We start from the raw sequence: 24,786 nt of genomic DNA on the forward strand, positions 1-24,786 counted from the left end.
TGGCTTATGCCATTTTCTCTTTCCAAAGGAATTTCCCCAGATCGAGAACCCGTTCTAATGTAGTTGTGTCAAGAAGGTCAAAAACAGTATTTACAGATTTTTCTATAGCAACATCGGTACTTTCAAATTTTGGGGAATTATCATCCATCCAGAATTTAATGAGAAACAATAGTTGTATCCAGGCACCTTCAGAAAAAACGGAATCAGGTCTCTGTAGCATTTTCGTTTGTTGCTCTTCCTTGTTCTCCCTAATAATTTCTGAAGTAAAATTCTTTACCCTCTTCCGAAGTTCTTTTAACTGCTCAAGATTTTTAAGTTTCTGGTCATGCTGTTTCAGAATAAACAGTACATAGCTTCTGTTGGCAGTGAGGACTTCAAAAAATGTGAAGTAAAAGGTGAGCATCTTTTCACGGGAAGAAAAAGAATTAAATTCCGCACTTTTTTGAATAACCTCCAGGGTGTGATCAAAAAAGCGGTTCCAGACCCCTTTTTGAAGTGCTTCAAAATTTCCAAAGAAATTGTAAAATTCTTCTTCCTTTATATTGTTTTTCTTGCAAAATTTATACACTGTCTTTGGAGTGGTCTCATTTTCCAGCACATATTCCATGTACAGGTCAATAAGTTTCTCCCTGTCCAGAATTTCTACTTTTTCAACTTTAGGTTTTACGGTGGCCATATATTTTTATTTAGCAACTACTGCATAAAAATCACTAGTTGTTGGTTAAAATTTTCATTAGATACTTATTAGACGTAATTAGCTTCTTTTCATTACATCTTTATGTCAGTTTGTCAGCGGGTAACAATTGGTATTTTTTTTGACCTGTGCAGGGTACATAATCAAACATATAATTTAAACTTAAACATATATGGCAACCGGAAACATCAATGTATCTGTAGAGAACATTTTTCCTTTAATAAAGAAGTTCCTTTACAGCGATCACGAGATTTTTTTACGTGAACTTATTTCTAACGCAACAGATGCTACATTAAAACTTAAACACCTTACCAGTATCGGAGAGGCTTCTGTAGAATACGGGAATCCTGTTATTGAAGTAAAAATCGATAAGGAAGGTAAAAAATTACACATCATCGACCAGGGAATCGGGATGACCAAAGAAGAGGTTGAAAAATACATCAACCAGGTAGCTTTTTCGGGAGCAGAAGAATTCCTTGAAAAATATAAGGATTCAGCTAAAGACAGCGGAATCATTGGACACTTTGGATTAGGTTTCTATTCTGCCTTTATGGTTGCAAACAAGGTAGAGATCCTTACCAAATCATACAAAGATGAGCCTGCAGCTCACTGGATTTGTGAAGGAACAACAGAATTTACCCTGGAAGAAGCCGATAAGCAGGAACGTGGTACAGAAGTGATCCTTCATATCAACGAAGATGATAAGGAATTCTTAGAAGAAGGACGCATTAGGGAATTGCTGACCAAGTACAACAAATTCATGCCTGTTCCAATTAAATTCGGAACACGTGAAGAAGAACTTCCGCTACCTGAAGACGCTCCAGAGGATGCAGAACCGGAAAAGAAAACAGTTGACAATATCATCAACAATCCCGAGCCGGCATGGACCAAACAGCCAACCGAGCTTGAGGAAAAAGATTACAACAACTTCTACCGCGAATTGTACCCAATGCAGTTCGAGGAGCCTTTATTCCACATTCACCTCAACGTGGATTATCCTTTCAATCTTACCGGAATTCTTTATTTCCCAAAGATGACTCAGGATATGAACATCCAGAAGGATAAAATCCAGCTTTACCAGAATCAGGTTTTCGTTACAGATAACGTAGAAGGTATAGTTCCGGAATTCTTAACGATGCTTAGAGGGGTAATTGATTCTCCGGATATTCCATTGAATGTTTCCAGATCTTATCTACAGGCAGATGGGGCCGTTAAGAAAATTTCCAGCTACATCACCCGAAAAGTGGCCGATAAGCTAAGTACACTTTTCAACAATAACCGTGAAGATTTCGAAAAGAAATGGAATGACATCAAAATAGTCATTGAATACGGAATGCTTTCTGAAGATAAATTCTTCGACAAGGCTCAGAAATTCGCGCTTTACCCAACAGTAAATAATGAGTATTTCACGTACGAAGAACTGGAAACAAAAATTAAGGAAAACCAAACCGACAAGGAAGGAAATCTGGTAATGCTTTATGCTTCTAATAAAGATGAACAACACAGCTATATTGAAGCGGCTAAGGAAAAAGGATACGAGGTACTGTTATTAGACTCTCCAATTGTGTCCCACCTGCTTCAAAAACTGGAAGGTTCTAAAGAGAAACTTTCTTTTGTACGTGTGGATTCAGATCACGTGAACAACCTTATTAAGAAGGAGGATGAGGAGATTTCTAAACTGAGTGACGAAGAAAAAGAGAAGCTAAAAGCCGATTTTGAAAAAGTAATTCCTACGGAAAAGTATACCGTTCAGCTGGAAGCGATGGATAGCAACGCAGCTCCATTGATCATTACCCAGCCTGAATTTATGCGAAGAATGAAGGAAATGCAGCAAACCGGTGGCGGTGGAATGTTTGGAATGGGTAATATGCCCGAAATGTACAATCTTGTGGTAAACACCAACCATGAGTTGATTAACGAAATCCTGAACAGCAAAACTGCCAAAAAACAGGAACGTTTGATCAAACATTCGCTTGACCTTGCAAGGCTTTCTCAAAACCTTTTAAAAGGGGAAGAGTTAACTGCCTTTATCAAACGTAGTTTTGAAATGGTGAAGTAGGTTAGACCGCTTTGCTGATAGAATTTAGATACGAGACCGCTTCGCTGTTAGAAAACAGGGAGCGGTTTTTTTATGTGTTTGAATCGCTGAGAACGAAAAAAATACTCTCTATTCAAATATAAATTAACTGGTATGAGACATGGAGTTAAAATCATCTTTTAATCTAACCCTGCTCCAAGAACCCCTCGACTCCGCTCGGGGTGACACCAAATGAACAAGAATGTAGGAAATATTGCCAATTCTTCTGCTCCCAACCAGCGGACTCGGATGACAGCTAGAGAATCAATTGACGGGAGTCATTAAATTTCTGAAGATTGTATTGAAAAATGTTGGAATATCGTAAGGTTTCACGATGATATCATTCATTCCGGAATCAAGGATCTCCTCCCGCATTTCCTGAATTTCCACTGCCGTCAAAGCAATGATAGGAACAGTAGTATTAAACTCCCGAATCTTCTGAGTAGTCTCCATTCCGCTTAGCCCCGGCATATTTACATCCATTAGTACCAGCCCAAAAGCTTCGTTTTGCAACATTTCTATCGCCTGATATCCGTCCCCGGCAACTTTACATTCAAAATCCCGTTTCTCGAGAATCCTCCTGGTCACCACCTGATTGATCCTGTTATCATCTACAATAAGTGCTTTCTTAGTAGCATTTTCCTCCGAAAATCCGTTTACTCCTGGTTGAGCTTCCGATTCCTCAACCTCTCCTTTTTCAAAGAGAATCTCGAATCTAAACACAGATCCTTCCCCTTCTTTACTATCCAGCCTTATTTCTGCTCCGAATAATTTCAGCAGATTCCTAACAATTGGGAGACCCAATCCGGTTCCCTGGTAGTTGTAGTTATTCGCTTTTAATTGTGAAAACTCTTCAAAGATCTCCTGTTGTTTGTTCTCTGGGATTCCCATTCCCGTATCCCCTACTTCAAAATAGATCAAACATTTTCCATCCTGACAGTTCACACAACTGGCTTTGATCCAAACTTTACCTCTTTCAGTAAACTTTACAGCATTTCCAACAAGGTTCATAATGATCTGGGAAAGACGGACGGAATCTCCTATCAATCTTTTTGGCAGATTGTCATCCAGCTGCAGTTCTATACAGTTTTTGTTCTGGTGGCGGGTAAATTCAAATGATTTAATGATCCCTTTCATAAGATCATGTATGTTAAACGGAGTACTCTCCAGCTTCACCAGCCTTGATTCCATTTTATTCATTTGCAGCACATCGTTGATGAGTGCCAGTAAATAATCTGCAGAAAACTTAAGGGATTTAAGATCCTCCTCCTGTTTTTTATTCTTATTATCTTCCAGCAACAAGGAGGTTAACCCTACCACTCCGTACAGAGGAGTTCTCAATTCATGACTGACAGTAGAGAAAAATCGGCTTTTTAATAAAGATAATCGTTCAGCTTCCTCTTTAGCAGTAAAGAGTTCACTGTTTTTATCCTTTAACTCAGAAATGAGTTTCTTCCTGGTACTATTATTTTTGAAGAGTAGCAGGATAAACAAGAACATCACAATTAATGAGATGATCATGATGATAGAGATTTGCTGAGATTTTTCTATCACCTCATCTTTATATTTCTGTTCCCGGCGGGCTATTTCAAGATTTTCACGATATTGTTTGGTCTCAAAACGTGCCTGTGCAGCTTCCATCTGCTTGAGCTTCTCTTTTTCGTACAACTCGGCATCGTACTCAATGTATTTATCGAGGGCATTGTAGGCTTCTTCAAATTCCTTGTTCTTGAATAAAACTTCTGCATAGCCATCATAGGCCATTGAAGCTTCGTAAAACAAAGAATCCTCTTCTGCTAGTTTTATGCCTTTTTCGAAATATTCTTTCGACTTCTCATAATGGTTCTTTCCCGAATAATAGGTTCCGAAGAGAGATGCAATCTGACTTTGGGTATAAGAATCGTCAAGTTCACCTATCAGCTTTTCCACTTCCAAAAGGTAAGGATAAGCCTTATCATACTCTTTCATATAAAGATAGGTCCACCCTTTATTCATTAGCGGGGTAGCCTTACTGTCGGGATCTTCAAGGTTGGAGGCGGCAGCAATAGCTTTATCGTAATAATCAAAGCCTTCTTCCATCGTCTCTTTGTTGGAAGTATACATGTTCCCCAGATTGTTATAGGCCCACCACAGGAGAGTATCATTCTTTACGATCTTTGCATATTCAAGTGCCTTTTCGTAATTATTCTTTGCCCTTATAGTATCATACAATTCATCATAAGTGATTCCCAGATTATTATATCCATGATAAAGGTGATAATAATCCTCTTCATCCTGGGCAAGTTCAATTAAATTGTGAGAGTAATCTATGGCCTGCGTATACTCATAGGCATACATTGCTTCTGTAGATAAATCCAGAAGCTTTTTTAGGCTGTCCCTGGATTTACTTTCTTCAGATTGAGGAAAAGCAAAGCCGCTAATAAGAAAAGCCACTAAAATGGAAACGTTTTTTGCGCTCAATCTTTAACCGTGTTAAGTTCAAGCCTATGGGGTACAGGCAATGTTAAATTAACTATTTTTTAATATTTTGCCAACAAAAATACATTTATTTTCAGTAAACCATTGAAAGACTCAATAATATATATTCATAATAATATCCTAAAACCCAATATTTAGGCTGTTTTTCAAATAAAATAAATAATATTTATGGTTACTGAATTATTCCCTCTCAGAGATCCACAAACCCCTCTTGTGTTAAAGAATTCTGAAATTTATTTCTATCAGGATTTTTTTGATGCAGCATCTGCAGAAAATTATAATAATTCACTCCATAATAAACTTCCCTGGCAACAGGACTCCATAAAGCTTTTTGGAAAAGTTCATCCACAACCAAGACTTACAGCCTTATTTGGTAACAACCAGAAGCCATATACTTACTCTAATATCACTATGCACCCGCATCCTTTTTCTCCGGAATTACTGGAGATAAAGAAGAGAATAGAAGAAGAAACAAAAGAAGAATTTACTACCTGCCTTGCCAATCTCTATCGTTCGGGGCAAGATAGCATGGGCTGGCATGCAGATGATGAAAAGGAACTGGGCCGGAATCCGGCAATAGCCTCAGTAAGCTTTGGAGCTCCCAGAATGTTTCATTTAAAGCACAAAACAGATCCAACACAGCGATACAAAATAAGGCTCCCTTCCGGAAGCCTTTTATTAATGAAGGGGCCGACACAGCATTTCTGGCTGCATCAAATCCCTAAAACCTCCCGTCCTCTGGAACCGAGAATAAATCTCACTTTCCGAAGCTTGTAGCAGGTTATCCTAAAACTTCATTCAGCACTTTAGCCAAACGGATTCCGCCTTTTTGCAGCTGTTCCCGAACAACAGGAAACCATTCATACATATAGCTGTATCCCAATTTTTCTCCAATCTCCACCGAGTCATACACTCTGCTGCTCAACTCCTTAGATTCATACATCCAGTCAAGAAGAGATCCAGATGCTATTTCGCGTTCCTCCTTTTTTGATAATCTATCTGCCGCAGATGCCAGTTCGGTGTAGCTCATCTGGAAATCATTGATCATTTCACTATCCCATACGCGGTGGATATTTGATCCATCATTAAACCAACGAACCTGAATATCATTTCCACCTTTATCTTCTCCCCTTCCGGCGTGGAACGGTTGATGAAGGTCCCCAACAAAATGCACCAGCATCTTCAGGTAGAATTCCTTGTCTTCCCTAGTAGCATTTTTATCCTCCAGCACTTCCATACATTTCCTTATGGCCACTACAAGGTCCCCCGCAGGATTTGCCTCCTCTACAGAATATTCTGTCTGGCCTTCTTCCAGATTCACATAATGCCAGGGCCCGAATTCGCGATATCTGGGATCACTTTTTATGTCATCGCCAAAAGTGGACACCAAAGCAAGGCTCTGGCCTCCAAGAATCTCATCGATTTTCTTTTTAGCCTTTTTTGAAAGATATTGTTCGGCTATCTCACCGGTGGCACGATGGCCTGTTCTTCCCCAGTCTTCTTCCGAAGCAAAAGAAATTGAAGAAATAAGTACAGCAACAAGTAATAACAGGTTTTTCATATTTATTATTTAAGTCCGCAAAGATATAAAAGCAGATAATATTTCAGCTTCATCTTTTACAGTCAATTCCCGTACCATCTTTCTTTACGCAACATTCCTGCAAAGCGGAAAGAAATTCGTAACTTTAAATGAAGAAGTATTTAGAATGGACTTATTTTTAAGCCCATTCTTTTTTATAATCAAACTTAACCGCAAAAAAAATGAATGTATTTCTTGAAAAACAATTCATCAAAAGATGGTGGCTGTTCATGCTTATTCTCGCAATTATAGTTATTGGAGTGGGAACAGCGTATTATGCCACCGTAAATTCCGAAGAAAATATTGCCCTCGTCGTCTCTGTTATTAGTCTAGCAATAACCATCCCCATAGTTATAGCATTATTATCTTTACGCCTCGAAACCCGGATTGATGAAAAAGGGATTTTCACCTATTTCCATCCCTTGGGATTTACTAAAAAATTCTATTCCTGGAGCGAGATAAAAGACATTTATGTACGTACCTATGATCCCTTGAGCGAATATGGCGGCTGGGGAATACGAGGTTTGGGAAGAGACAAAAGAGCTTATATTATTGAAGGGAATACAGGAATCCAGATCATTACAAAAGATGATAAAAAATTCCTGGTGGGCACACTTAAAGGAGAAGAAGCTAAAAACGTAATACGGCAGTACCATACCTCTGTTACCAATGAAGTATAAATATTTATCCATCATGCTGTTCTTGACCGGCAGCATGCTCTTTGCACAGGAAGCACCTGTTAAGAGTGAAGAAATAAGAATTAACCCATTTATTGAAGGAACACTGGTTACTCCTGCTGCTTCTGAAACTGTTCACTCTTTAGTCATCATGCTTCAGGGTTCGGGACCAACAGACAGGGATGGAAACCAGTCTTTCATGAAAAATAATTCCTTCAAAAAGATCGCTAGCGAACTTGCTGAAGCAGGGATTGCCAGCTTCCGGTATGACAAACGGATTTTTCAGATGCAGCGACTTGGAATTACTCAGGCAGAAATGCGGTTTGATGATTTCATTACAGATGCAGTAGCTATCATAGATCATTTTAAGGAACTGAAGGCTTATGAAAAGATCGTAGTGCTTGGACATAGCCAGGGCTCGCTGGTTGGAATGGTGGCTGCCAAAGACAGGGCAGATGCTTTTATTTCTATTGCCGGATCTTCACGCCCAATCGATCAAATAATTACTGAACAGGTTGGGCAGCAAATGCCAGATCTTAAAGAGCAAACCCGGGCGGCTTTTTCTGAAATGCGCGAATTGGGGAGCACCAGTAATTACAATCCTGTATTAGGTGCTGTTTTTAATCCGGAGATCCAGCCTTTTATGCTATCCTGGATGCAGTACGATCCTGCAGAAGAACTGAAGGAACTCGATATCCCAATTCTTTTAATCAACGGAACAAAGGACCTCCAGGTAACAGAGAAGGAGGCAGAAACTCTTTTTGCTGCTAAACCTGAAGCAGAGCTGATGTTCCTTGAAAACATGAATCACGTATTAACCCCAATTGAGGGCGACGGCCTCGAGAACTCCAAATCTTATAATGAACCAAACCGGCCATTACACCCCGAACTAATTCCTACTCTCGAGCAATTTATTAAATCCATAGAATGAGTTACAAAATTATCTTTTCAGACATTGACGGAACTTTACTGAACAAGGATCGTGTACTGTCTCCCCTTACAAAAAGTGTTTTCAGGCAGCTTCAGAAGGAAGTTCCGGTCATCTTAATTTCCTCGAGAATGCCCGAAGCCATGCGGCACCTTCAGCATGATCTGGAAATAGCACATCGACCTCTTATTTGCTATAACGGCGGACTCATCCTGGTAGAAAACAAAACAGTAAGTTCAACTGAAATTCCTGTAACAACCATTGAAAAATTACATCTTCATAACAAGGAACTTCAATGTCATATTAGTTTATACCATAATGATGAATGGTACATTCCACAGATGGATAAATGGGCAGAGCGAGAGGAAAGCAACACAAAAGTGACTCCGCAGGTATTATCGAACAGCGAAGTAATTGAGAAATGGAAAAAGGAGAAAAAGGGAGCACACAAGATAATGTGCATGGGCGACAAGGAACATATAGATCAAATAGTGGCATTTTTATCTGAAAATTTTGAAGATCAGCTGCATTTGTACCGTTCAAAATCCACGTACCTGGAGATCGCAAATAAAGAAGTTTCAAAGCTTACTGGCATAAAGATCCTTCTGGATGATTATTTCAACCTCAACCTGGAAGATGCGATTGCCTTTGGAGATAATTTTAATGATTACGAGATGCTCAAAGCAGTAGGCATGGGCGTGGCTGTCGAGAATGCCAAACCTGAAATTCTTGAGATCGCCAGAGAGATCACTTTCCACGGAAAAGAGGACGGAGTAGCCAGAAGTCTGCAGAAACTTTTTAAGCTTTCTTAAAGCAGGATTTCTCCATGAAGGGTTTAGCAAAAAATTGTATTTTGGCTCCCTGAACCTGAAAAAATATGGAAAACACCCCCGTTTTTACGAATGATGCCATTGTTCTTGGTATTCTTATGCTATCACTGGGATTTGTATTTATCACCTCTTCTAGAAAAGAAGGATTCTGGTATAAATTCTACAAAATAGTTCCGGCACTTTTAATGTGTTACCTAATTCCTGCGATTTTTAATTCTCTGGGAATTATTTCAGATGGTACTTCACAGTTGTATTTCGTTGCCAGCAGGTATCTTTTACCGGCATCGCTGGTATTAATGACTATTAGCATTGATTTAAAAGCCATTTATAACCTGGGGCCAAAAGCCCTTATCATGTTTTTCACGGGGACAGTAGGAATCATTATTGGAGGCCCCTTAGCGATCTTACTCATCTCTACCTTTTCTCCCGAAACTGTAGGTGGCGTTGGTCCCGATGCCGTTTGGCGCGGACTCTCAACCCTTGCAGGAAGCTGGATAGGTGGTGGAGCCAACCAGGCAGCCATGCTAGAGATCTTTGAATATAATCCTGAACTCTATGGCGGAATGGTACTGGTGGATATAGTAGTAGCCAATCTCTGGATGGCCATAATCCTGATGGGGATCGGAAAAAGCGACAAAATTGACAACTGGTTACGAGCAGACAATTCGGCGATCACCACTTTAAAGAAAAAGGTATCTGCCTACGCCGAAAGTGTTACAAGGAACCCCTCCCTTGAAGATTTCATGGTCATGCTGGCCATTGCTTTTGGTGCAGTAGGTTTTGCTCATTGGGGAGCCGAAAAAATGGCAACCTTTTTATCGGCAACCTTCGAAATGGTAAGCGATCCTAAATCTGCCATGTCTTCATTTTCTTCGGAATTCTTCTGGATGATCACTATAGCAACTGCCATTGGAATCATTCTTTCCTTCACGAAAGCAAAAGAATATGAAGGCGCGGGAGCCAGTAAGATTGGAAGTATCTTTATCTACTTCTTAGTAGCGACCATAGGGATGAAAATGGACCTAACTATGGTGATGGATAACCCGGGACTCATAGGCATCGGACTTGTTTGGATGACCATACATGCCCTGCTCCTCATTGGAGTAGCCAAAATGATCAAGGCTCCCTATTTCTTTCTTGCCGTGGGAAGCCAGGCAAACGTAGGAGGAGCAGCTTCGGCACCAGTGGTGGCGGCAGCTTTCCATCCCTCTCTGGCAACAGTAGGTGTGCTTCTCGCCGTGTTTGGTTACGTAGTTGGTACCTATGGTGCCATCCTGTGTACAATTTTAATGCAAATCGCAGCTGCAGGCTAGTTATAAATATAATTTTTTGGCATATTTGCGCCCTGTCACTTATTACTCAAAAATGAAAAAATACAGCTTACTTTTTATCGTTTTATTCTGCCTTGCAGCCTGCTCTACAAAAGATACAAATTTAACCATCAACGGCCATGTAGAAGGGCTAAAAAAAGGCACTTTATATCTTCAGAAGGTTGAAGACACTGTTCTGGTCAATATTGATTCTCTAGAGATTTCGGGAGATCCAGATTTCACTTTTCAAACCTATGTTGAAAGTCCGCAGGTATTGTATCTATACCTTCACAAAGTGGATGATTCAAATTTTGATGACCGAATCACTTTTTTTGCTGAACCGGGAGAAATGGTGATTAATACTTCCTTAAAGAACTTTGAAACCGATGCAGTGGTGGAAGGATCAAAGAACCAGCAAAAGCTGATGGAGTACCGAAAAATGATGAAAAGATTTAATGACCGTAATCTTGAACTGATTCAGGCAAACCTTGAGGCACAGCAGCAGGCAGATGAAGCCACTGTTCAAAGCACCAACGATCAATTTAACAGCCTTACCAAAAGAAGATATTTATTTACGGTGAATTTTGCACTTAATAATAAAGACATGGAAGTTGCACCCTACCTGGCAATTTCAGAAGTTTATGATGCCAATATTAAGTACCTCGATACTATTTATAAGTCATTGACTCCGGGTGTTAAAGAATCCATGTATGGAAAAACACTTTCAGATTTCCTGGAGGAGCGTAGGAAACTGGAAAAGATAAGTGAAGAAGCAGAAATTCCTACTGAAGAAGAGGAAGAAAACAGCTAATCTTTATCATCAAAACATAAAAAAATCCCGTTTTTCGGGATTTTTTTGTTTATAAATCTGTTGGCTGAAAAAGGATTTCCAGCCATTAATTTTAATCTTTAATATTTTCTTAGGAGGTAAAGGCACAGGATTTTTCTAATTTAAGGAAAAACTCAGCTATGACTAAGAAAGTAAAGATTGATAAAGAATATGATTTTATATGTGTAGGCGGTGGAATTATGAGTGCTACGCTCTCCCTGATGCTAAAATTCCTCGACCCCGATTTAAAAATACTCATTCTCGAACGCCTGGATGAAGTCGCACAGGAAAGTTCCGCCGCGCCAAATAATGCAGGCACCGGTCACTCTGCTTTTTGTGAACTTAATTACACCCCAGAAAAAGAGGACGGTAGCATAGACATTTCTAAAGCAAAAAGAATTTTTCAGGAATTTGAGATCTCCAAACAATTCTGGGCACACCTGGTAAAAGAGGATCTAATAAAGGATCCACAGAGTTTTATTCATACCAATCCGCACCACGCGTGGGTTCCGGGGGAAAGAAATTCCATATTTCTGAAAAAGAGATATGAAGCCATGAAATCCTGCTTTATGTTTGAGAACATGGAATTTTCTGAAGACCATGAAGTGTTAAAAAAGTGGTTTCCGCTTATTATGAGAGACCGTGATCCTGGAGAAAGAATGGCAGCCACCCGAATGGAATTAGGCACCAGTGTCAACTTTGGCAGCCTTACCCAACAATATCTCGATATTCTTAAAAATCAGTTTGATGTCCCTGTACTCACAGAACATGAAGTTACCGATGTGGATCCCGGTAGAAAATCTGAATGGCTTATGGAGGTAAAGGATTTGAAGCAGGGAATCAAAAAATATTACGATGCCGAGCATGTTTTCATTGGAGCAGGTGGCGGAGCTTTGCCCCTGCTACAAAAAGTCGAAATTGACGAAAAAGACGGTTACGGCGGATTTCCGATTAGCGGACAGTGGCTCTTCTGCAAAAATGAAGATATTATCAAAGAACACCACGGAAAAGTTTACAGCAAAGCCGGCGTAGGAACTCCCCCAATGTCTGTACCGCACCTCGACACCCGCTATATAAACGGAAAAAAAGAACTTATGTTCGGACCTTTTGCAGGCTTCAGCACAAAATTCCTGAAAGAAGGTTCCAAAGCTGATCTGCCAAAGTCAATCAATTTATCAAATATACCCTCCATGTGGGGAGTTTTCTGGCATAACCTCACGCTAACCAAATATTTGATAGAGCAGGTAAGCATGAGCCATTCAAACCGGGTTGGGGAATTGCAAGCCTTTATTAAAGATGCCAAACCCGAAGACTGGCAACTGCAGGTTGCAGGTCAACGTGTACAGATCATTAAAAGAGATAAAGATCAGGGCGGAGTGCTGGAATTCGGAACAGATGTGATTCATAACGCCGACGGATCTATAACTGCATTGCTGGGTGCTTCCCCCGGAGCTTCGGTTGCTGTAAAGATCATGCTCGATGTTCTGGAAATAGTGTTTCCAAAAAATCTGCAGTCCGACGCATGGAAGCAAAAGCTTTCTGAAATGATTCCGATGTGGAACAAGGATATTACAGAACACGAAGAAGAATTTAGAGCTGTGCAGGAAGAAAGCTCGAGGCTTTTAAAATTAGATGCAGTGCATTAAAACTACCCCTCCTTGAAAAGTAGGGGATCATTAAATTTGGAACAGCGATTTTTCCTTCCTTCGGAAGGGCAGTGCCCCGTCCGTCATTCAGAACGCAGCGCAGCGAATTGAGGAATTTCTGGATACTGAAATATTGAATTAAGAAGTGAATCAACTTCTAAGAGTTCCCTCCTAGCGTCGCAATGACAAAACATCATAAAAAAAGCTCCCGAAAAAGGAGCTTTTTTGAAGAGCCGATGGAGGGACTCGAACCCACGACCTGCTGATTACAAATCAGCTGCTCTAGCCAGCTGAGCTACATCGGCCAATAACTTATATTACAAAGCATTTACTTTTTCAACTAAAGCTGTTGCTTTAGCTTCTAATTCTTTTTGAATAGATTTGAAATGTTGTTGCTTATTCTCAACATCTTTCTGATTCATTTTATTGATCAGTTCGTCAAAATCTGTGATCGCTTCGTCCACAATTGCTTCAGATTTTGCAGGATCCTCATCCGGGTTGGCTACCTGATGAAGGTAAGCTGCCTCAATAATATCACCCATTACGTAGTTGATATCCCTTTTTAATGTTCTCTTATTTGCCATTTAAATGCAATATTTTATCAGCTGCGAATTTACATATTTTCTCAGTTCAACAATACATTTCAGAAAAAAATTTTTCTATCCTTTGAAAGTAACAAAATTCCGCGGAGTTTCATACAAGGTTACCTCAAGATCAAGGTGTTCCGCCAGTTTTTTCCGGAGTTTTTTCCAGATCACCATTGAAATATTTTCAGCAGTAGGGTTAAGATCTTTAAATTCTGCTACCTCAACATTCAGGTTTTTATGATCAAAAGGAACTTCAACTTCAGCATAAATAAGATCTTTTAATCTCTTCAAATCCATTACAAAACCTGTTTCCTCATCGATTTTACCGGTTACAGAAACAATAAGCTCATAATTATGTCCGTGGTAATTGGGATTACTGCACTTTCCAAATACCTCTTCATTTTTAAGATCATCCCAGTCTTTATGGAAAAGACGGTGGGCCGCATTGAAATGAGCTTTTCTGTTGACGGTTGCTTTCATTAACTAATATGTTTGTAGTACTTATCGAAAATTATCTTGAACCACTCGGTATATTTATCGGGATTTGCCGCCATATCAATCTTTAGATCATCAATGGAGATCCACATCCAGTCACTCACCTCCTCAGGATTAAGATTAGGTTCTCCTTCAAAGTTTCCTACCAAAATGTGATCGTATTCATGCTCTGTAAGTCCGTTATCAAAAGGAGCTTTATAAATAAAAGAAGTGGTTTCTTTTAAATCTGTAGAAAAGCCCATTTCTTCCTGCAACCTTCTTTTTCCGGCGTCAATATTACTTTCCCCTTCCCGCTGATGACTGCAACAGGTATTAGTCCAAAGTCCGGGGGAATGATATTTTTCCAGGGCCCGTTGCTGTATCATTAATTCATTCCTGTCATTAAAAACAAAAACAGAAAATGCACGGTGCAGCAAGGCTTTTTCATGAGCTTCCATCTTAGGCATTAAGCCAATTTGCTCATCTTTTTCGTTCACTAATATTACTTTTTCCTCTTCCATTTGAATTTTTGAAGCTCAAAAGTACAAAAACAGCACCGAATTCATTCCTTCAAACATAACGAAAAGAATTTAATGAAAATTTGGAAAGGCAGGAATTCAATTACAAATAATTATCTTTGCAGCCTTAAATAAATATATGAAATTTTCAGAAGAGATCAAGAGAAGGAGGACGTTCGGAATTATATCTCACCCGGATGCCGGTAAAACCACTCTTACCGAAAAATTGCTTCTTTTTGGAGGGGCCATTCAGGAAGCAGGTGCAGTAAAATCAAACAAGATTAAAAAAGGCGCTACCAGTGACTTTATGGAAATTGAGCGGCAAAGAGGGATCTCTGTTGCTACCTCTGTCCTTGCTTTTGAATATAAAGATATAAAAATCAACATCCTCGATACCCCGGGGCACAAGGACTTTGCTGAAGACACTTTCAGGACGCTTACAGCGGTGGATAGTGTGATCGTGGTAATTGATGTTGCCAAAGGGGTGGAGGAACAAACGGAAAAGCTTGTAGAGGTTTGCCGGATGCGGAATATCCCCATGATCGTTTTTATCAATAAGCTTGACCGTGAGGGAAAAGATGCTTTTGAACTGCTGGACGAGATAGAACAAAAACTGAATCTTACCGTTACTCCTTTGAGTTTCCCTATTGGAATGGGATATGATTTTAAAGGAATTTACAACATTTGGGAACAGAATGTAAATCTTTTTACTGGTGACCCTAGAAGAGATATCGAGGAAACTGTTGAAATATCCGATCTGGCTTCTGAAGAACTGGATCAATTGATCGGGCAAAAGGCAGCCGGTAACCTGCGGGATGAATTGGAACTGGCGCAGGGTGTGTATCCCGAATTTGACAAGGAGGCATATCTTGCAGGTAATTTACAGCCGGTATTCTTTGGCTCTGCCCTTAACAATTTTGGGGTGCGGGAGCTTTTGGACTGTTTTATTGCTATAGCCCCTACTCCACGTCCAAAAGACAGCGACACCCGAAAAGTAGAACCCGACGAGAAAGACTTCACCGGATTTGTATTTAAGATCCATGCCAACATGGACCCCAAGCACAGGGACAGGCTGGCTTTTATCAAAATTGTCTCCGGAAAATTTGAACGTAATACTCCTTACCTTCACGTAAGGCACAACAAAAAACTGAAATTCTCCAGTCCAAACGCCTTTTTTGCTGAAAAAAAGGAGATCGTGGATGTTTCCTATCCCGGGGATATTGTAGGGCTTCATGACACCGGAAATTTTAAAATAGGTGACACCTTAACTGAAGGAGAAGAACTACGTTACAAAGGGATCCCAAGCTTTTCTCCCGAACATTTCAGGTACATTAACAATGCAGACCCTATGAAATCAAAGCAGCTGGAAAAAGGGATTGATCAGTTGATGGATGAGGGAGTTGCCCAGCTTTTCACCCTGGAATTAAATGGCAGAAAAGTTATTGGAACTGTAGGAGCCCTACAGTTTGAAGTAATTCAATACCGACTGGAACATGAATATGGCGCAAAATGTACCTACGAAAACCTGAATGTACACAAAGCCTGTTGGGTGGAGCCCAACGACCCGAAAAGCGAAGAATTCAAAGATTTTAAGAGAGTGAAATCAAAATTCCTGGCCAAAGATAAACGGGGACAACTGGTTTTTTTAGCAGATTCTGCTTTTTCACTGCAAATGACACAGCAAAAATATCCCGATATAAAATTCCATTTTACTTCTGAGTTTTAGGTAAGATTGGAAATTTAGACGTGAGATATGAGGTCACTATATCCCCGGAAAAGAAGTTTTTCGGGGTTTTCTTTTTGAAGTATATTAGATGAAGGAAATTGGGAACGGCCTTTTTAAAGACCTACAACCTCAATTGTTATTTCGAAGGAGCCTTTTCGGCGACTGAGGAATCTCTTCTGGATAAAATCATTAGCATTGAAGATTTGAAGGAATGTCCTAAAGATTCTGAAGTAAAAAGTAATTTTTCAGCTCATCACAGATTTTTCATTCCGCTGTGCTTCAATCAGAATGACATTTTGATATCAATGAAATTTCACTTCCCCATCCTCTCCTCGATAAATTCGGGGGCTTTTCGTTGGTAAAATTCGATTAATTCAAGCATTTTCTCCTTCCGAAGCAGACTTTTAAAATATATGGTTTCGGTACAGAAATAAATAAAATTCTTTACTTCAGAGGGAGGTAGCTGCAGCTCTTCTACAAAGAAGGAGTCGGGAAGGGCATTCATCCCGGCAATTACGAGGTTATTCAGGTCCTGATTCTCTTTGGCTTTTTCAAGCATCTCGATCTTTCCGTTGAAGGTATTAATAATACCATCCAGACTTACATTCACCTGACCCGGGGGATTTCGTACGGAATGTTTTTGCACTCCCTTAGCTGTGTGCAGTTTTCTCTCAATGGAAGTTGGGATGGGTTTATCTGACATTGAAAAACCCATATCTACAGGCGTAAAGGTTGGAATTTCGGAAAGATCTTTTGTAAGATTTCCCGATAAGCCCACATTTGTAAGCCGCACTTCACTAAGTTCATTCACATTTTCCTCCAGCCTGATTTCCAAAAATCCTATTTCAATGAGCTCCTGCGTAACTTTTATTTTTATCTGCTCATACTGTACAGAAGAAAACCATAGCGAATCATTCACTGTCACTTCAATTTCAAAACTTCCTGAAGCAGTGTTTACAGTTCCGGTTTTTTGAGTGAGATTAATAATATTTATGGCAGTCTCCATCAAAGATTCGGCTTCTATTTTTCCTCTTAGAACCGTTTTTTCCTGCGCAGACAAAGAAATGCTACAACACGCACAGATGAAAAATAAAAGAGTTCTAATCATGTATTCTTTGTCGAGATTTTTCTTTAAAAGTAATTCGGATTGAAAATTACTTTTATCAATTTGAGATTAAAAAGCTGCTCGACGTTTACCATCCCATTCTGTTTTCAATAAATTCGGGCGCTTTTTCTTTATAAAATTCAATTAGTTCGAGCCTTTTTGGATCGGCTAAAAGAGATTCATATTCTGGACTTTCGGTACAGAAGTACACAAAATTAATAATCTCGTGTTCCGGAAGCTTAAGATCTTCGGTATAAAACTCTATGGGCATAGTGCCCATTCCTTTATCTGCCATCATTGCTAAAAGCTCGTTATTCCGGGCCTTCTTCAGCATTTTGAGATCTCCGTTTAAGGTGTTAAGTAAGTAAATAAGCGGAGAACTTTTTGCTGTACTCAAATGCCGTTCCACAGGAGCCATATGTTTCGAGGTGGAAAATGCAATTCCAACTGTCGATTGATCAAAGATTTGAATGTTGGAAAGATCTGTAGAAAGATTTCCAGTGAGATCAATATTGCTGATTTGCACTTCAGCCAATTCGTTCACGTTTTCTTTTAGCCAGATATTCAAAAAGCCTCTTTCAAAAATTTCTTCTGAAACCTTTATCTTTACAGGCTCATACTGAACCGAAGAAAACAACAGACTGTCATTCACGGCTACGTCTATTTCAAAATTTCCCGATGGTGCATTCACAGTTCCTGTCTCCCCGCTAAGGTTGATAATATTGATGTATACATCTGTAAGCGAAGAATCTGCATGAATCTTTCCCTGAAGAAGTTTAGTTTCCTGAGAGAAAGCAAATGCATGGGATAACAGGCAGAAAAGAAAAATAGCTTTTTTGATCATTCGCTAATCCTTTCGGGAGTCGAAGCTTTTTCTTCCGAAGAGAAGTTCGAAGAATAATTTAAAATCGAAAGTGAGACTCCAGAAGGGATACTTAAGGTAGCAGGCCTATTTTTTTCATAAAAAGCGTGGCCTATCCAGGCAAATGTATAACCTACAACGGGAATAAATATCCACTCCCTGCCCCAGCTATTGAAGATAGCCAGAAACAGTAAAACAAAAACAAGAAAAGTACCAGTGAAATGAAGGATACGGCTGGTTTTGTTTTGATGCTCGGTTAAATAAAAGCGGTAAAATTCACTGTAGGTTGTAATACGTTTTGCCATTATATAAAATTCATTTTAAAAGAAAATATTATCAATTCATAGCACTTTTTTAATCATTTAACTAATATAAATTTCAAATATTACTTTTTTTTCAAATAATAAATGATTTTCAACCAATATTATCGATTCATCATAAATGTAAATTTGTCGAAATTATTGGGAAGGACATTGGTCACCTCCAGCTTATTGGAAGTAACAGTCGGTTTCACCATAATGACTTTTGTATCCTCATTAACCTCCAAAGAATGTCGGCTTCTCATTTTTACGGCATCCAGGTGCAACAGTTCGATATTGTACTGCTGATTATCCAGATCTATTACAACATATTCCCCCGGCCTAAGCTGGCCCAATGCTTTATCATCAATCCAGATGTTGATTCGGGCAGTATTATCCATGGTATGCAAAAAGTTAGCACCATTATACAGCAGCACCTTTCCATTGCCAAGGCTGCTTGCTGTAATCTGTTCCTGATTTTGAGGCACAACATTATATTCGGAAGGAATGGGTTTCAAGGCACAGGAACTAAAAACTACAAATGATAAAAGCAACAAAAGATGCTTTGCGGCTGGTAGAAAATTGTTTTTCAAAATATGTCAAATTAGCTGGTTACAAATTGGCTTAAAAAATATATCTGCAGTAGGCAGGAATTCCAATTCAGATACCTGAAACTCCTTCTCTGATCTTATTTCTGAATCTATGGTCAATTCAATAATGGAATGTTTCCTGAAGGCACTCTTACTCATCGGAATTTACTTCCCAGCTTCATTTTCATGAGATATAAATCAAATCCCGGTGCCCAGTAATCTTTTTCTATCTTCAGCAGTTCAAAGCCCTGTTTTTGGTAAAACCCGTGAACCACCTTTGTTGTTCTCACTACTATTGCTTCTACTTCAGGATGTTTTTTAATTTCGTTGATTCTGTATTGGGTCAGTTTTGTTCCAATTCCTTTTCCATGCCAGTCCGGATGAATCATTCCCCAGGAAATCCTCGCAGTCTTACCCTTATCAAATCCGTAATTGAATCCGCCAGAACCAATTATAGAATTAGCCTCTTCAATAATAAAATAATTTTCGGAATCCTGCTGCAGATAATGCGAAAATTCTTTTTCTTCTGAAGGATCAAAGAATTGCGGCGTATTCAACCTGAATAGTTCAAGAAGTTTAGGCTGATCCTTAGTATCAATTGGTCTAATTTTCACTACTGAAATTCTATTTTCCTTTAAAAATAGAAAAACCCAAAGCTTTCACTTCAGGTTTTCCATTCTAATTATAAAATATTTTTTAAGCCTGTCCCGTCGGTCCAAAGTTTAATGGGAGTGGCGCCTGCTCATAATCCTTGATCTCTCCGTGTGCCTTCTCGAATCGCTGAACATTATCTCCAAGGGCCTTTAGAAGCCTTTTAGCGTGCTGCGGAGTAAGAATAATCCTTGACTTCACCTTGCTCTTTGGAGTGCCCGGCATGATACTTACAAAATCTACAACAAATTCTGAAACGGAGTGGTTAATGATCGCCAAGTTAGAATAAGTGCCTTCAGCAACCTTTTCATCTAGTTCTATATTGATTTGTCCTTTCTTAGGTTTTTTCTCTTCACTCATGATATAATGTTGTTTAATGTGATATAAAGGTACAAAAAAGAGGCTGTCCAAAAAGCGGGTTTTGCTTCAAGCTGAATTTAGCTCCTCATTCATGAGACTCTGGAAAAGATCAGAGTGACGGTTTTACCACATTTTTAGACAGCCTCCAAAATAGTATCTAAAAAATCAGGGCCGCAATTGCGGCCCTGAAATTCATTCTTAGTTATAATTTACTTCCTGCTTTTTCTCAAGCATTTCGTCAAATTCTTCTTTAGAACCTACAATGATATTTTCGTACTCTCTCATACCGGTACCGGCAGGGATTCGGTGTCCTACAATAACATTTTCTTTAAGTCCTTCAAGCGTATCAACTTTACCACTTACCGCTGCTTCGTTCAGAACTTTTGTAGTTTCCTGGAAGGAAGCTGCCGAGATAAATGATTTTGTTTGAAGTGATGCTCTTGTAATACCCTGAAGTACCGGAGTCGCTGTTGCGGCGGTAACATCCCTTGCAGTTACAAGATTCTTATCTTCCCTTCTCAACAGAGAATTCTCATCTCTTAGCTGACGTGGAGAAACAATTTGTCCAGGCTTTAGGTTTTCTGAGTCACCGGCATCATCCACCACTTTCATTCCGAAAATTGCATCATTCTCTTCAATGAAATCTGATTTATGTACCAGTTGGTTTTCAAGGAAAATAGTATCTCCCGGATCAACCACTCTTACTTTACGCATCATCTGTCTTACAACTACTTCAAAGTGTTTATCGTTGATCTTCACCCCTTGTAGTCGGTAAACTTCCTGTACTTCATTTACAAGATACTGTTGTACAGCACTTGGACCTTTGATACTCAAGATATCCTCAGGAGTCACAGAACCATCAGAAAGTGGCATACCTGCACGAACATAATCATTCTCCTGAACAAGGATCTGGTTCGAAAGTTTCACAAGATACTTCTTCACCTCTCCTAGTTTGGACTCAACAATGATCTCACGGTTACCACGTTTGATTTTTCCGAAGGAAACAACACCGTCAATCTCACTTACTACAGCAGGGTTTGATGGGTTACGTGCTTCAAACAATTCAGTTACTCGTGGAAGACCTCCTGTAATATCACCAGATTTAGATGATTTACGTGGAATCTTCACAAGAATTTTACCTACACCAATCTTCTCGTCGTTGTCTACCATAAGGTGGGCACCAACAGGAAGGTTGTAAGAACGTATCACTTCATCCTTCTTACCTAAAATCTGTAAAGTAGGAATCAGTTTTTTGTTTCTTGATTCAGAAATTACTTTTTCCTGGAATCCTGTCTGCTCATCGATCTCTACCTGATAAGTAACACCCTGCTCAATATTTTCGTATCGGATCTTACCTGCAAATTCAGAAATGATCACCCCGTTATAAGGATCCCACTGACAAACTACATCATCCCTTTTAATAGTATCTCCATTCTTAATAAAGATTTGAGAACCGTAAGGAATATTACTTGTACTCAAAACAATTCCTGATTTCGGATCCTTCAGTTTCAGTTCAGAAGTTCGGGAAATTACAATTTCAGACTGGCTTCCATCAGGAGCTTCTCCTTCAACAGTCTTAAGATCCTCGATCTCTGCAACACCGTCAAATTTAGCAATCAATTTATTTTCTTCAGAAATGTTTCCTGCAATACCTCCCACGTGGAATGTACGTAAGGTTAGCTGTGTTCCAGGCTCCCCAATTGACTGGGCTGCCACAACACCAACCGCTTCCCCGCGCTGAACAGTTTTACCGGTGGCAAGGTTACGACCATAACATTTCACACAAATACCTTTCTTGGCTTCACAAGCAAGTGCCGAACGCACTTCTACGCTTTCAATTGGAGCCTCGGTAATTTTCTTAACACAATCTTCATCGATTTCCTCTCCCGAAGAAACAAGTAATTCATTGGTGATAGGGTTATACACATCGTGCAACGCTGTTCTACCAAGAATACGCTCTCCTAAAGATTCAACGATTTCTTCATTTTTCTTCAATGGAGCAACATCTACTCCTCTTAAAGTTCCACAATCTTCTTCATTAACAATCACATCCTGGGAAACATCCACCAAACGACGGGTTAAGTAACCAGCATCGGCAGTTTTAAGAGCGGTATCGGCAAGACCTTTACGCGCACCGTGAGTCGAGATAAAGTATTCAAGAATCGATAGACCTTCCTTAAAGTTGGAAAGAATCGGGTTCTCAATAATTTCTCCACCTCCTGAATTCGATTTCTTAGGCTTCGCCATCAATCCACGCATCCCGGTAAGCTGACGGATCTGTTCTTTAGATCCCCTCGCACCCGAGTCAAGCATCATATACACCGAGTTGAACCCTTGATTGTCCTCACGAATACGCTTCATCGCCAATTCGGTTAAACCAGCATTGGTAGATGTCCATATATCAATTACCTGATTGTAACGCTCGTTGTTGGTAATAAGACCCATGTTATAGTTTCCTATAATACCTTCAACCTGCTCATTCGCATCAGCGATCATGGCCTGCTTTTCTTCAGGAATAATAATATCACCTAAACTAAAAGAAAGTCCACCTCTAAATGCAAATCCGTAACCAAGTCCTTTGATTTGATCTAGGAATTCGGCAGTTTCAGGCACACTTGTTACCTTCAGGATATTTCCGATGATATCACGAAGCGACTTTTTAGTCAGTACTTCGTTTATAAATCCGGCTTTTTCAGGAACTGCTTCGTTGAATAGTACTCTACCAACGGTAGTCTCAATAATCTGGTAAACAAGTTCCCCAGCTTCATTGAAATCTTTCGCTCTGATCTTAATGATAGCATTAAGATCTACTTTCTTCTGGTTGTAAGCGATATTCACTTCTTCGGCAGAATAAAAAGTCAATCCTTCCCCTCTTACAGGAACTTCAGGCGTCGATTTTCTTGGTTTGGTCATGTAATACAGACCCAAAACCATATCCTGAGATGGTACTGTAACCGGAGATCCGTTTGCAGGGTTCAATATGTTATGAGAAGCCAACATTAAAAGCTGGGCTTCCAAAATAGCCTCGGGTCCAAGTGGTAAATGCACCGCCATCTGGTCACCATCAAAATCGGCGTTAAATGCAGTACAAACCAATGGGTGTAACTGTATCGCTTTACCTTCAATAAGTTTAGGCTGGAAGGCCTGGATACCCAATCTGTGAAGCGTAGGAGCACGGTTAAGCAATACAGGGTGTCCTTTCAATACATTTTCAAGGATATCCCATACTACAGGCTCTTTTTTATCTATGATCTTTTTAGCAGATTTTACTGTTTTCACAATACCTCTTTCGATAAGTTTCCTTATCACGAAAGGTTTGTAAAGCTCGGCTGCCATATTCTTCGGAAGACCACACTCAAACAATTTCAATTCTGGTCCAACAACAATTACCGAACGTGCTGAATAATCCACACGCTTACCAAGTAAGTTTTGACGGAAACGTCCCTGCTTACCTTTTAAGGAATCGGAAAGGGATTTTAACGGCCTGTTTGAATCTGTTTTTACTGCTGAAGATTTTCTCGTGTTATCGAACAACGAATCTACAGATTCCTGCAGCATACGTTTTTCGTTACGAAGAATTACTTCAGGAGCTTTGATCTCCATTAATCTTTTCAGACGGTTGTTACGAATAATTACCCTACGGTAAAGGTCGTTCAAATCTGAAGTTGCGAAACGTCCTCCGTCAAGCGGCACCAATGGACGTAATTCCGGCGGAATGATTGGGATTACTTTCATAATCATCCATTCCGGACGGTTCTCGCGGTTTTTATTTGCATCACGAAGTGCTTCAACAACCTGAAGTCTCTTAAGAGCTTCAGTTTTACGTTGTTTAGAAGTTTCGTTGTTTGCTTTATGTCTTAATTCATAAGAAAGTGAATCAAGGTCTATACGTTGCAGAATTTCGATAAGACATTCTGCCCCCATCTTAGCGATGAATTTATTTGGATCGTTATCATCAAGATAAAGGTTTTCCTGCGGAAGGGTATCCAGAATGTTCAGGTACTCTTCTTCAGTAAGGAAGTCCATTTTCTTTAAAGGCTCGCCCTCTTCATTCTTTGCAATACCCGGCTGAATTACCACGTATCTCTCGTAGTAAATGATCATGTCCAGTTTCTTGGACGGAAGACCAAGAAGGTATCCAATTTTGTTTGGTAACGAACGGAAATACCAGATGTGCGCAACAGGAACTACCAGGTTGATATGCCCCACGCGGTCTCTACGTACTTTCTTTTCGGTTACCTCTACACCACACCTATCGCAAACGATCCCCTTATAACGGATTCTCTTGTATTTACCACAAGCACATTCGTAATCCTTTACAGGACCAAAAATACGCTCACAGAAAAGTCCGTCACGTTCCGGTTTATGTGTACGATAATTGATAGTTTCCGGCTTTAGAACTTCCCCACGAGACTCAGCCAATATAGACTCAGGTGAAGCTAAACCAATAGAGATCTTGTTAAACCTCTGTACTGTATTCTTATCATTGTTTCTAGCCATAATAATGGTGCTATCTAATTATTGTAAAATCTGCAGTGCGCCGAGTGAACAACGCACTGCAAAATT

General features: G+C 39.7%; 22 protein-coding genes and 1 tRNA gene. 9 read left to right on the plus strand and 14 right to left on the minus strand.

Going from position 1 to position 24,786, the window contains the following annotated elements; translation table 11 throughout:
- Positions 1 to 4 precede the first annotated feature (4 nt).
- Positions 5 to 676: a TetR/AcrR family transcriptional regulator gene (locus IE056_RS10885; RefSeq protein WP_189604750.1), complete on the minus strand. Its 672-nt coding sequence runs from the start codon at positions 674 to 676 to the stop codon at positions 5 to 7.
- A gap of 190 nt (positions 677 to 866) precedes the next feature.
- Between IE056_RS10885 and htpG the strand changes: the two genes are divergently transcribed.
- Positions 867 to 2,753, plus strand: coding sequence for a molecular chaperone HtpG (htpG, locus tag IE056_RS10890; RefSeq protein ID WP_189604751.1), 1,887 nt, complete (start codon positions 867 to 869; stop codon positions 2,751 to 2,753).
- A gap of 282 nt (positions 2,754 to 3,035) precedes the next feature.
- On the opposite strand, the gene IE056_RS10895 is transcribed toward htpG, so the two are convergent.
- The gene (locus IE056_RS10895) at positions 3,036 to 5,231 is read right to left on the minus strand and encodes a tetratricopeptide repeat-containing hybrid sensor histidine kinase/response regulator (RefSeq protein ID WP_189604752.1); all 2,196 of its coding nucleotides are present in this window, start codon (positions 5,229 to 5,231) and stop codon (positions 3,036 to 3,038) included.
- A 186-nt stretch (positions 5,232 to 5,417) separates the two neighbouring features.
- Here IE056_RS10895 and IE056_RS10900 point away from each other — a divergent pair, with 186 nt between their 5' ends.
- A complete protein-coding gene (locus IE056_RS10900; protein ID WP_189604753.1) occupies positions 5,418 to 6,026 on the plus strand; it encodes an alpha-ketoglutarate-dependent dioxygenase AlkB family protein in 609 nt (202 codons plus the stop codon).
- A gap of 4 nt (positions 6,027 to 6,030) precedes the next feature.
- On the opposite strand, the gene IE056_RS10905 is transcribed toward IE056_RS10900, so the two are convergent.
- Positions 6,031 to 6,810, minus strand: coding sequence for a S1/P1 nuclease (locus IE056_RS10905; protein ID WP_189604754.1), 780 nt, complete (start codon positions 6,808 to 6,810; stop codon positions 6,031 to 6,033).
- A 200-nt stretch (positions 6,811 to 7,010) separates the two neighbouring features.
- On the opposite strand from IE056_RS10905, the gene IE056_RS10910 reads away from it, so the two are divergent.
- From IE056_RS10910 to mqo, 6 genes are all read left to right on the plus strand, one after another.
- Complete coding sequence (locus IE056_RS10910; RefSeq protein ID WP_189604755.1) at positions 7,011 to 7,508, plus strand: hypothetical protein; 498 nt, start codon at positions 7,011 to 7,013, stop codon at positions 7,506 to 7,508.
- Between the two features lie 13 nt (positions 7,509 to 7,521).
- On the plus strand, positions 7,522 to 8,436 hold the full coding sequence (locus tag IE056_RS10915; protein ID WP_229793732.1) for an alpha/beta hydrolase family protein: 915 nt from the start codon (positions 7,522 to 7,524) through the stop codon (positions 8,434 to 8,436).
- The gene (locus tag IE056_RS10920; RefSeq protein ID WP_189604757.1) at positions 8,433 to 9,245 is read left to right on the plus strand and encodes an HAD family hydrolase; all 813 of its coding nucleotides are present in this window, start codon (positions 8,433 to 8,435) and stop codon (positions 9,243 to 9,245) included. The genes IE056_RS10915 and IE056_RS10920 overlap by 4 nt, the downstream gene beginning before the upstream one ends.
- 65 nt (positions 9,246 to 9,310) lie before the next feature.
- Positions 9,311 to 10,576 carry a DUF819 family protein gene (locus tag IE056_RS10925; RefSeq protein ID WP_189604758.1) on the plus strand — a complete coding sequence of 422 codons (1,266 nt, stop codon included), beginning with the start codon at positions 9,311 to 9,313 and terminating at the stop codon, positions 10,574 to 10,576.
- 52 nt (positions 10,577 to 10,628) lie between these two features.
- Positions 10,629 to 11,384, plus strand: coding sequence for a DUF4369 domain-containing protein (locus IE056_RS10930; protein ID WP_189604759.1), 756 nt, complete (start codon positions 10,629 to 10,631; stop codon positions 11,382 to 11,384).
- A 158-nt stretch (positions 11,385 to 11,542) separates the two neighbouring features.
- On the plus strand, positions 11,543 to 13,048 hold the full coding sequence (gene mqo / locus IE056_RS10935) for a malate dehydrogenase (quinone) (RefSeq protein ID WP_189604760.1): 1,506 nt from the start codon (positions 11,543 to 11,545) through the stop codon (positions 13,046 to 13,048).
- A 231-nt stretch (positions 13,049 to 13,279) separates the two neighbouring features.
- Here mqo and IE056_RS10940 read toward each other — a convergent pair.
- From IE056_RS10940 to idi, 4 genes are all read right to left on the minus strand, one after another.
- Positions 13,280 to 13,353: transfer RNA gene (locus tag IE056_RS10940), tRNA-Thr, on the minus strand.
- Between the two features lie 12 nt (positions 13,354 to 13,365).
- A complete protein-coding gene (locus IE056_RS10945; RefSeq protein ID WP_189604761.1) occupies positions 13,366 to 13,632 on the minus strand; it encodes a hypothetical protein in 267 nt (88 codons plus the stop codon).
- 75 nt (positions 13,633 to 13,707) lie between these two features.
- Positions 13,708 to 14,115, minus strand: coding sequence for a 6-pyruvoyl trahydropterin synthase family protein (locus IE056_RS10950; protein ID WP_189604762.1), 408 nt, complete (start codon positions 14,113 to 14,115; stop codon positions 13,708 to 13,710).
- Positions 14,115 to 14,630 carry an isopentenyl-diphosphate Delta-isomerase gene (idi, locus tag IE056_RS10955; protein WP_189604763.1) on the minus strand — a complete coding sequence of 172 codons (516 nt, stop codon included), beginning with the start codon at positions 14,628 to 14,630 and terminating at the stop codon, positions 14,115 to 14,117. Before idi ends, IE056_RS10950 begins: the two co-directional genes overlap by 1 nt.
- Positions 14,631 to 14,766: 136 nt before the next feature.
- Here idi and IE056_RS10960 point away from each other — a divergent pair, with 136 nt between their 5' ends.
- The gene (locus IE056_RS10960) at positions 14,767 to 16,353 is read left to right on the plus strand and encodes a peptide chain release factor 3 (RefSeq protein ID WP_189604764.1); all 1,587 of its coding nucleotides are present in this window, start codon (positions 14,767 to 14,769) and stop codon (positions 16,351 to 16,353) included.
- Positions 16,354 to 16,666: 313 nt separating this feature from the next.
- Here IE056_RS10960 and IE056_RS10965 read toward each other — a convergent pair whose 3' ends face one another.
- From IE056_RS10965 to rpoC, 7 genes are all read right to left on the minus strand, one after another.
- Positions 16,667 to 17,461, minus strand: a complete 795-nt coding sequence (locus IE056_RS10965; RefSeq protein ID WP_189604765.1) for a BamP family beta-assembly machinery protein — start codon at positions 17,459 to 17,461, stop codon at positions 16,667 to 16,669.
- A gap of 85 nt (positions 17,462 to 17,546) precedes the next feature.
- Positions 17,547 to 18,302, minus strand: coding sequence for a BamP family beta-assembly machinery protein (locus IE056_RS10970; RefSeq protein ID WP_189604766.1), 756 nt, complete (start codon positions 18,300 to 18,302; stop codon positions 17,547 to 17,549).
- Complete coding sequence (locus IE056_RS10975) at positions 18,299 to 18,625, minus strand: Mpo1-like protein (protein ID WP_229793733.1); 327 nt, start codon at positions 18,623 to 18,625, stop codon at positions 18,299 to 18,301. The genes IE056_RS10970 and IE056_RS10975 overlap by 4 nt, the downstream gene beginning before the upstream one ends.
- A gap of 119 nt (positions 18,626 to 18,744) precedes the next feature.
- Positions 18,745 to 19,212 carry a hypothetical protein gene (locus IE056_RS10980; protein ID WP_229793734.1) on the minus strand — a complete coding sequence of 156 codons (468 nt, stop codon included), beginning with the start codon at positions 19,210 to 19,212 and terminating at the stop codon, positions 18,745 to 18,747.
- A gap of 152 nt (positions 19,213 to 19,364) precedes the next feature.
- The gene (locus tag IE056_RS10985; RefSeq protein WP_229793735.1) at positions 19,365 to 19,823 is read right to left on the minus strand and encodes a GNAT family N-acetyltransferase; all 459 of its coding nucleotides are present in this window, start codon (positions 19,821 to 19,823) and stop codon (positions 19,365 to 19,367) included.
- Between the two features lie 82 nt (positions 19,824 to 19,905).
- Positions 19,906 to 20,220 carry a DUF3467 domain-containing protein gene (locus tag IE056_RS10990; RefSeq protein ID WP_189604767.1) on the minus strand — a complete coding sequence of 105 codons (315 nt, stop codon included), beginning with the start codon at positions 20,218 to 20,220 and terminating at the stop codon, positions 19,906 to 19,908.
- Between the two features lie 198 nt (positions 20,221 to 20,418).
- Positions 20,419 to 24,720, minus strand: coding sequence for a DNA-directed RNA polymerase subunit beta' (gene rpoC / locus IE056_RS10995; protein WP_189604768.1), 4,302 nt, complete (start codon positions 24,718 to 24,720; stop codon positions 20,419 to 20,421).
- Between the last annotated feature and the right edge of the window lie 66 nt (positions 24,721 to 24,786).

The sequence above is a fragment of the Salinimicrobium marinum genome (genome assembly GCF_014651535.1).
In the GTDB taxonomy this organism is placed as follows: Bacteria; Bacteroidota; Bacteroidia; order Flavobacteriales; family Flavobacteriaceae; genus Salinimicrobium; species Salinimicrobium marinum.

Excerpts from the sequence above, each read along its gene's own strand:
- IE056_RS10965 (WP_189604765.1), bottom strand. The coding sequence starts at position 17,461 with ATGATTAGAACTCTTTTATTTTTCATCTGTGCGTGTTGTAGCATTTCT.
- IE056_RS10975 (WP_229793733.1), bottom strand. The coding sequence starts at position 18,625 with ATGGCAAAACGTATTACAACCTACAGTGAATTTTACCGCTTTTATTTA.
- htpG (WP_189604751.1), top strand. The coding sequence starts at position 867 with ATGGCAACCGGAAACATCAATGTATCTGTAGAGAACATTTTTCCTTTA.
- IE056_RS10920 (WP_189604757.1), top strand. The coding sequence starts at position 8,433 with ATGAGTTACAAAATTATCTTTTCAGACATTGACGGAACTTTACTGAAC.
- IE056_RS10960 (WP_189604764.1), top strand. The coding sequence starts at position 14,767 with ATGAAATTTTCAGAAGAGATCAAGAGAAGGAGGACGTTCGGAATTATA.
- IE056_RS10970 (WP_189604766.1), bottom strand. The coding sequence starts at position 18,302 with ATGATCAAAAAAGCTATTTTTCTTTTCTGCCTGTTATCCCATGCATTT.
- IE056_RS10990 (WP_189604767.1), bottom strand. The coding sequence starts at position 20,220 with ATGAGTGAAGAGAAAAAACCTAAGAAAGGACAAATCAATATAGAACTA.
- IE056_RS10945 (WP_189604761.1), bottom strand. The coding sequence starts at position 13,632 with ATGGCAAATAAGAGAACATTAAAAAGGGATATCAACTACGTAATGGGT.
- mqo (WP_189604760.1), top strand. The coding sequence starts at position 11,543 with ATGACTAAGAAAGTAAAGATTGATAAAGAATATGATTTTATATGTGTA.
- IE056_RS10925 (WP_189604758.1), top strand. The coding sequence starts at position 9,311 with ATGGAAAACACCCCCGTTTTTACGAATGATGCCATTGTTCTTGGTATT.
- IE056_RS10950 (WP_189604762.1), bottom strand. The coding sequence starts at position 14,115 with ATGAAAGCAACCGTCAACAGAAAAGCTCATTTCAATGCGGCCCACCGT.
- rpoC (WP_189604768.1), bottom strand. The coding sequence starts at position 24,720 with ATGGCTAGAAACAATGATAAGAATACAGTACAGAGGTTTAACAAGATC.
- IE056_RS10905 (WP_189604754.1), bottom strand. The coding sequence starts at position 6,810 with ATGAAAAACCTGTTATTACTTGTTGCTGTACTTATTTCTTCAATTTCT.
- IE056_RS10930 (WP_189604759.1), top strand. The coding sequence starts at position 10,629 with ATGAAAAAATACAGCTTACTTTTTATCGTTTTATTCTGCCTTGCAGCC.
- IE056_RS10885 (WP_189604750.1), bottom strand. The coding sequence starts at position 676 with ATGGCCACCGTAAAACCTAAAGTTGAAAAAGTAGAAATTCTGGACAGG.
- IE056_RS10900 (WP_189604753.1), top strand. The coding sequence starts at position 5,418 with ATGGTTACTGAATTATTCCCTCTCAGAGATCCACAAACCCCTCTTGTG.
- IE056_RS10910 (WP_189604755.1), top strand. The coding sequence starts at position 7,011 with ATGAATGTATTTCTTGAAAAACAATTCATCAAAAGATGGTGGCTGTTC.
- IE056_RS10915 (WP_229793732.1), top strand. The coding sequence starts at position 7,522 with ATGCTGTTCTTGACCGGCAGCATGCTCTTTGCACAGGAAGCACCTGTT.
- idi (WP_189604763.1), bottom strand. The coding sequence starts at position 14,630 with ATGGAAGAGGAAAAAGTAATATTAGTGAACGAAAAAGATGAGCAAATT.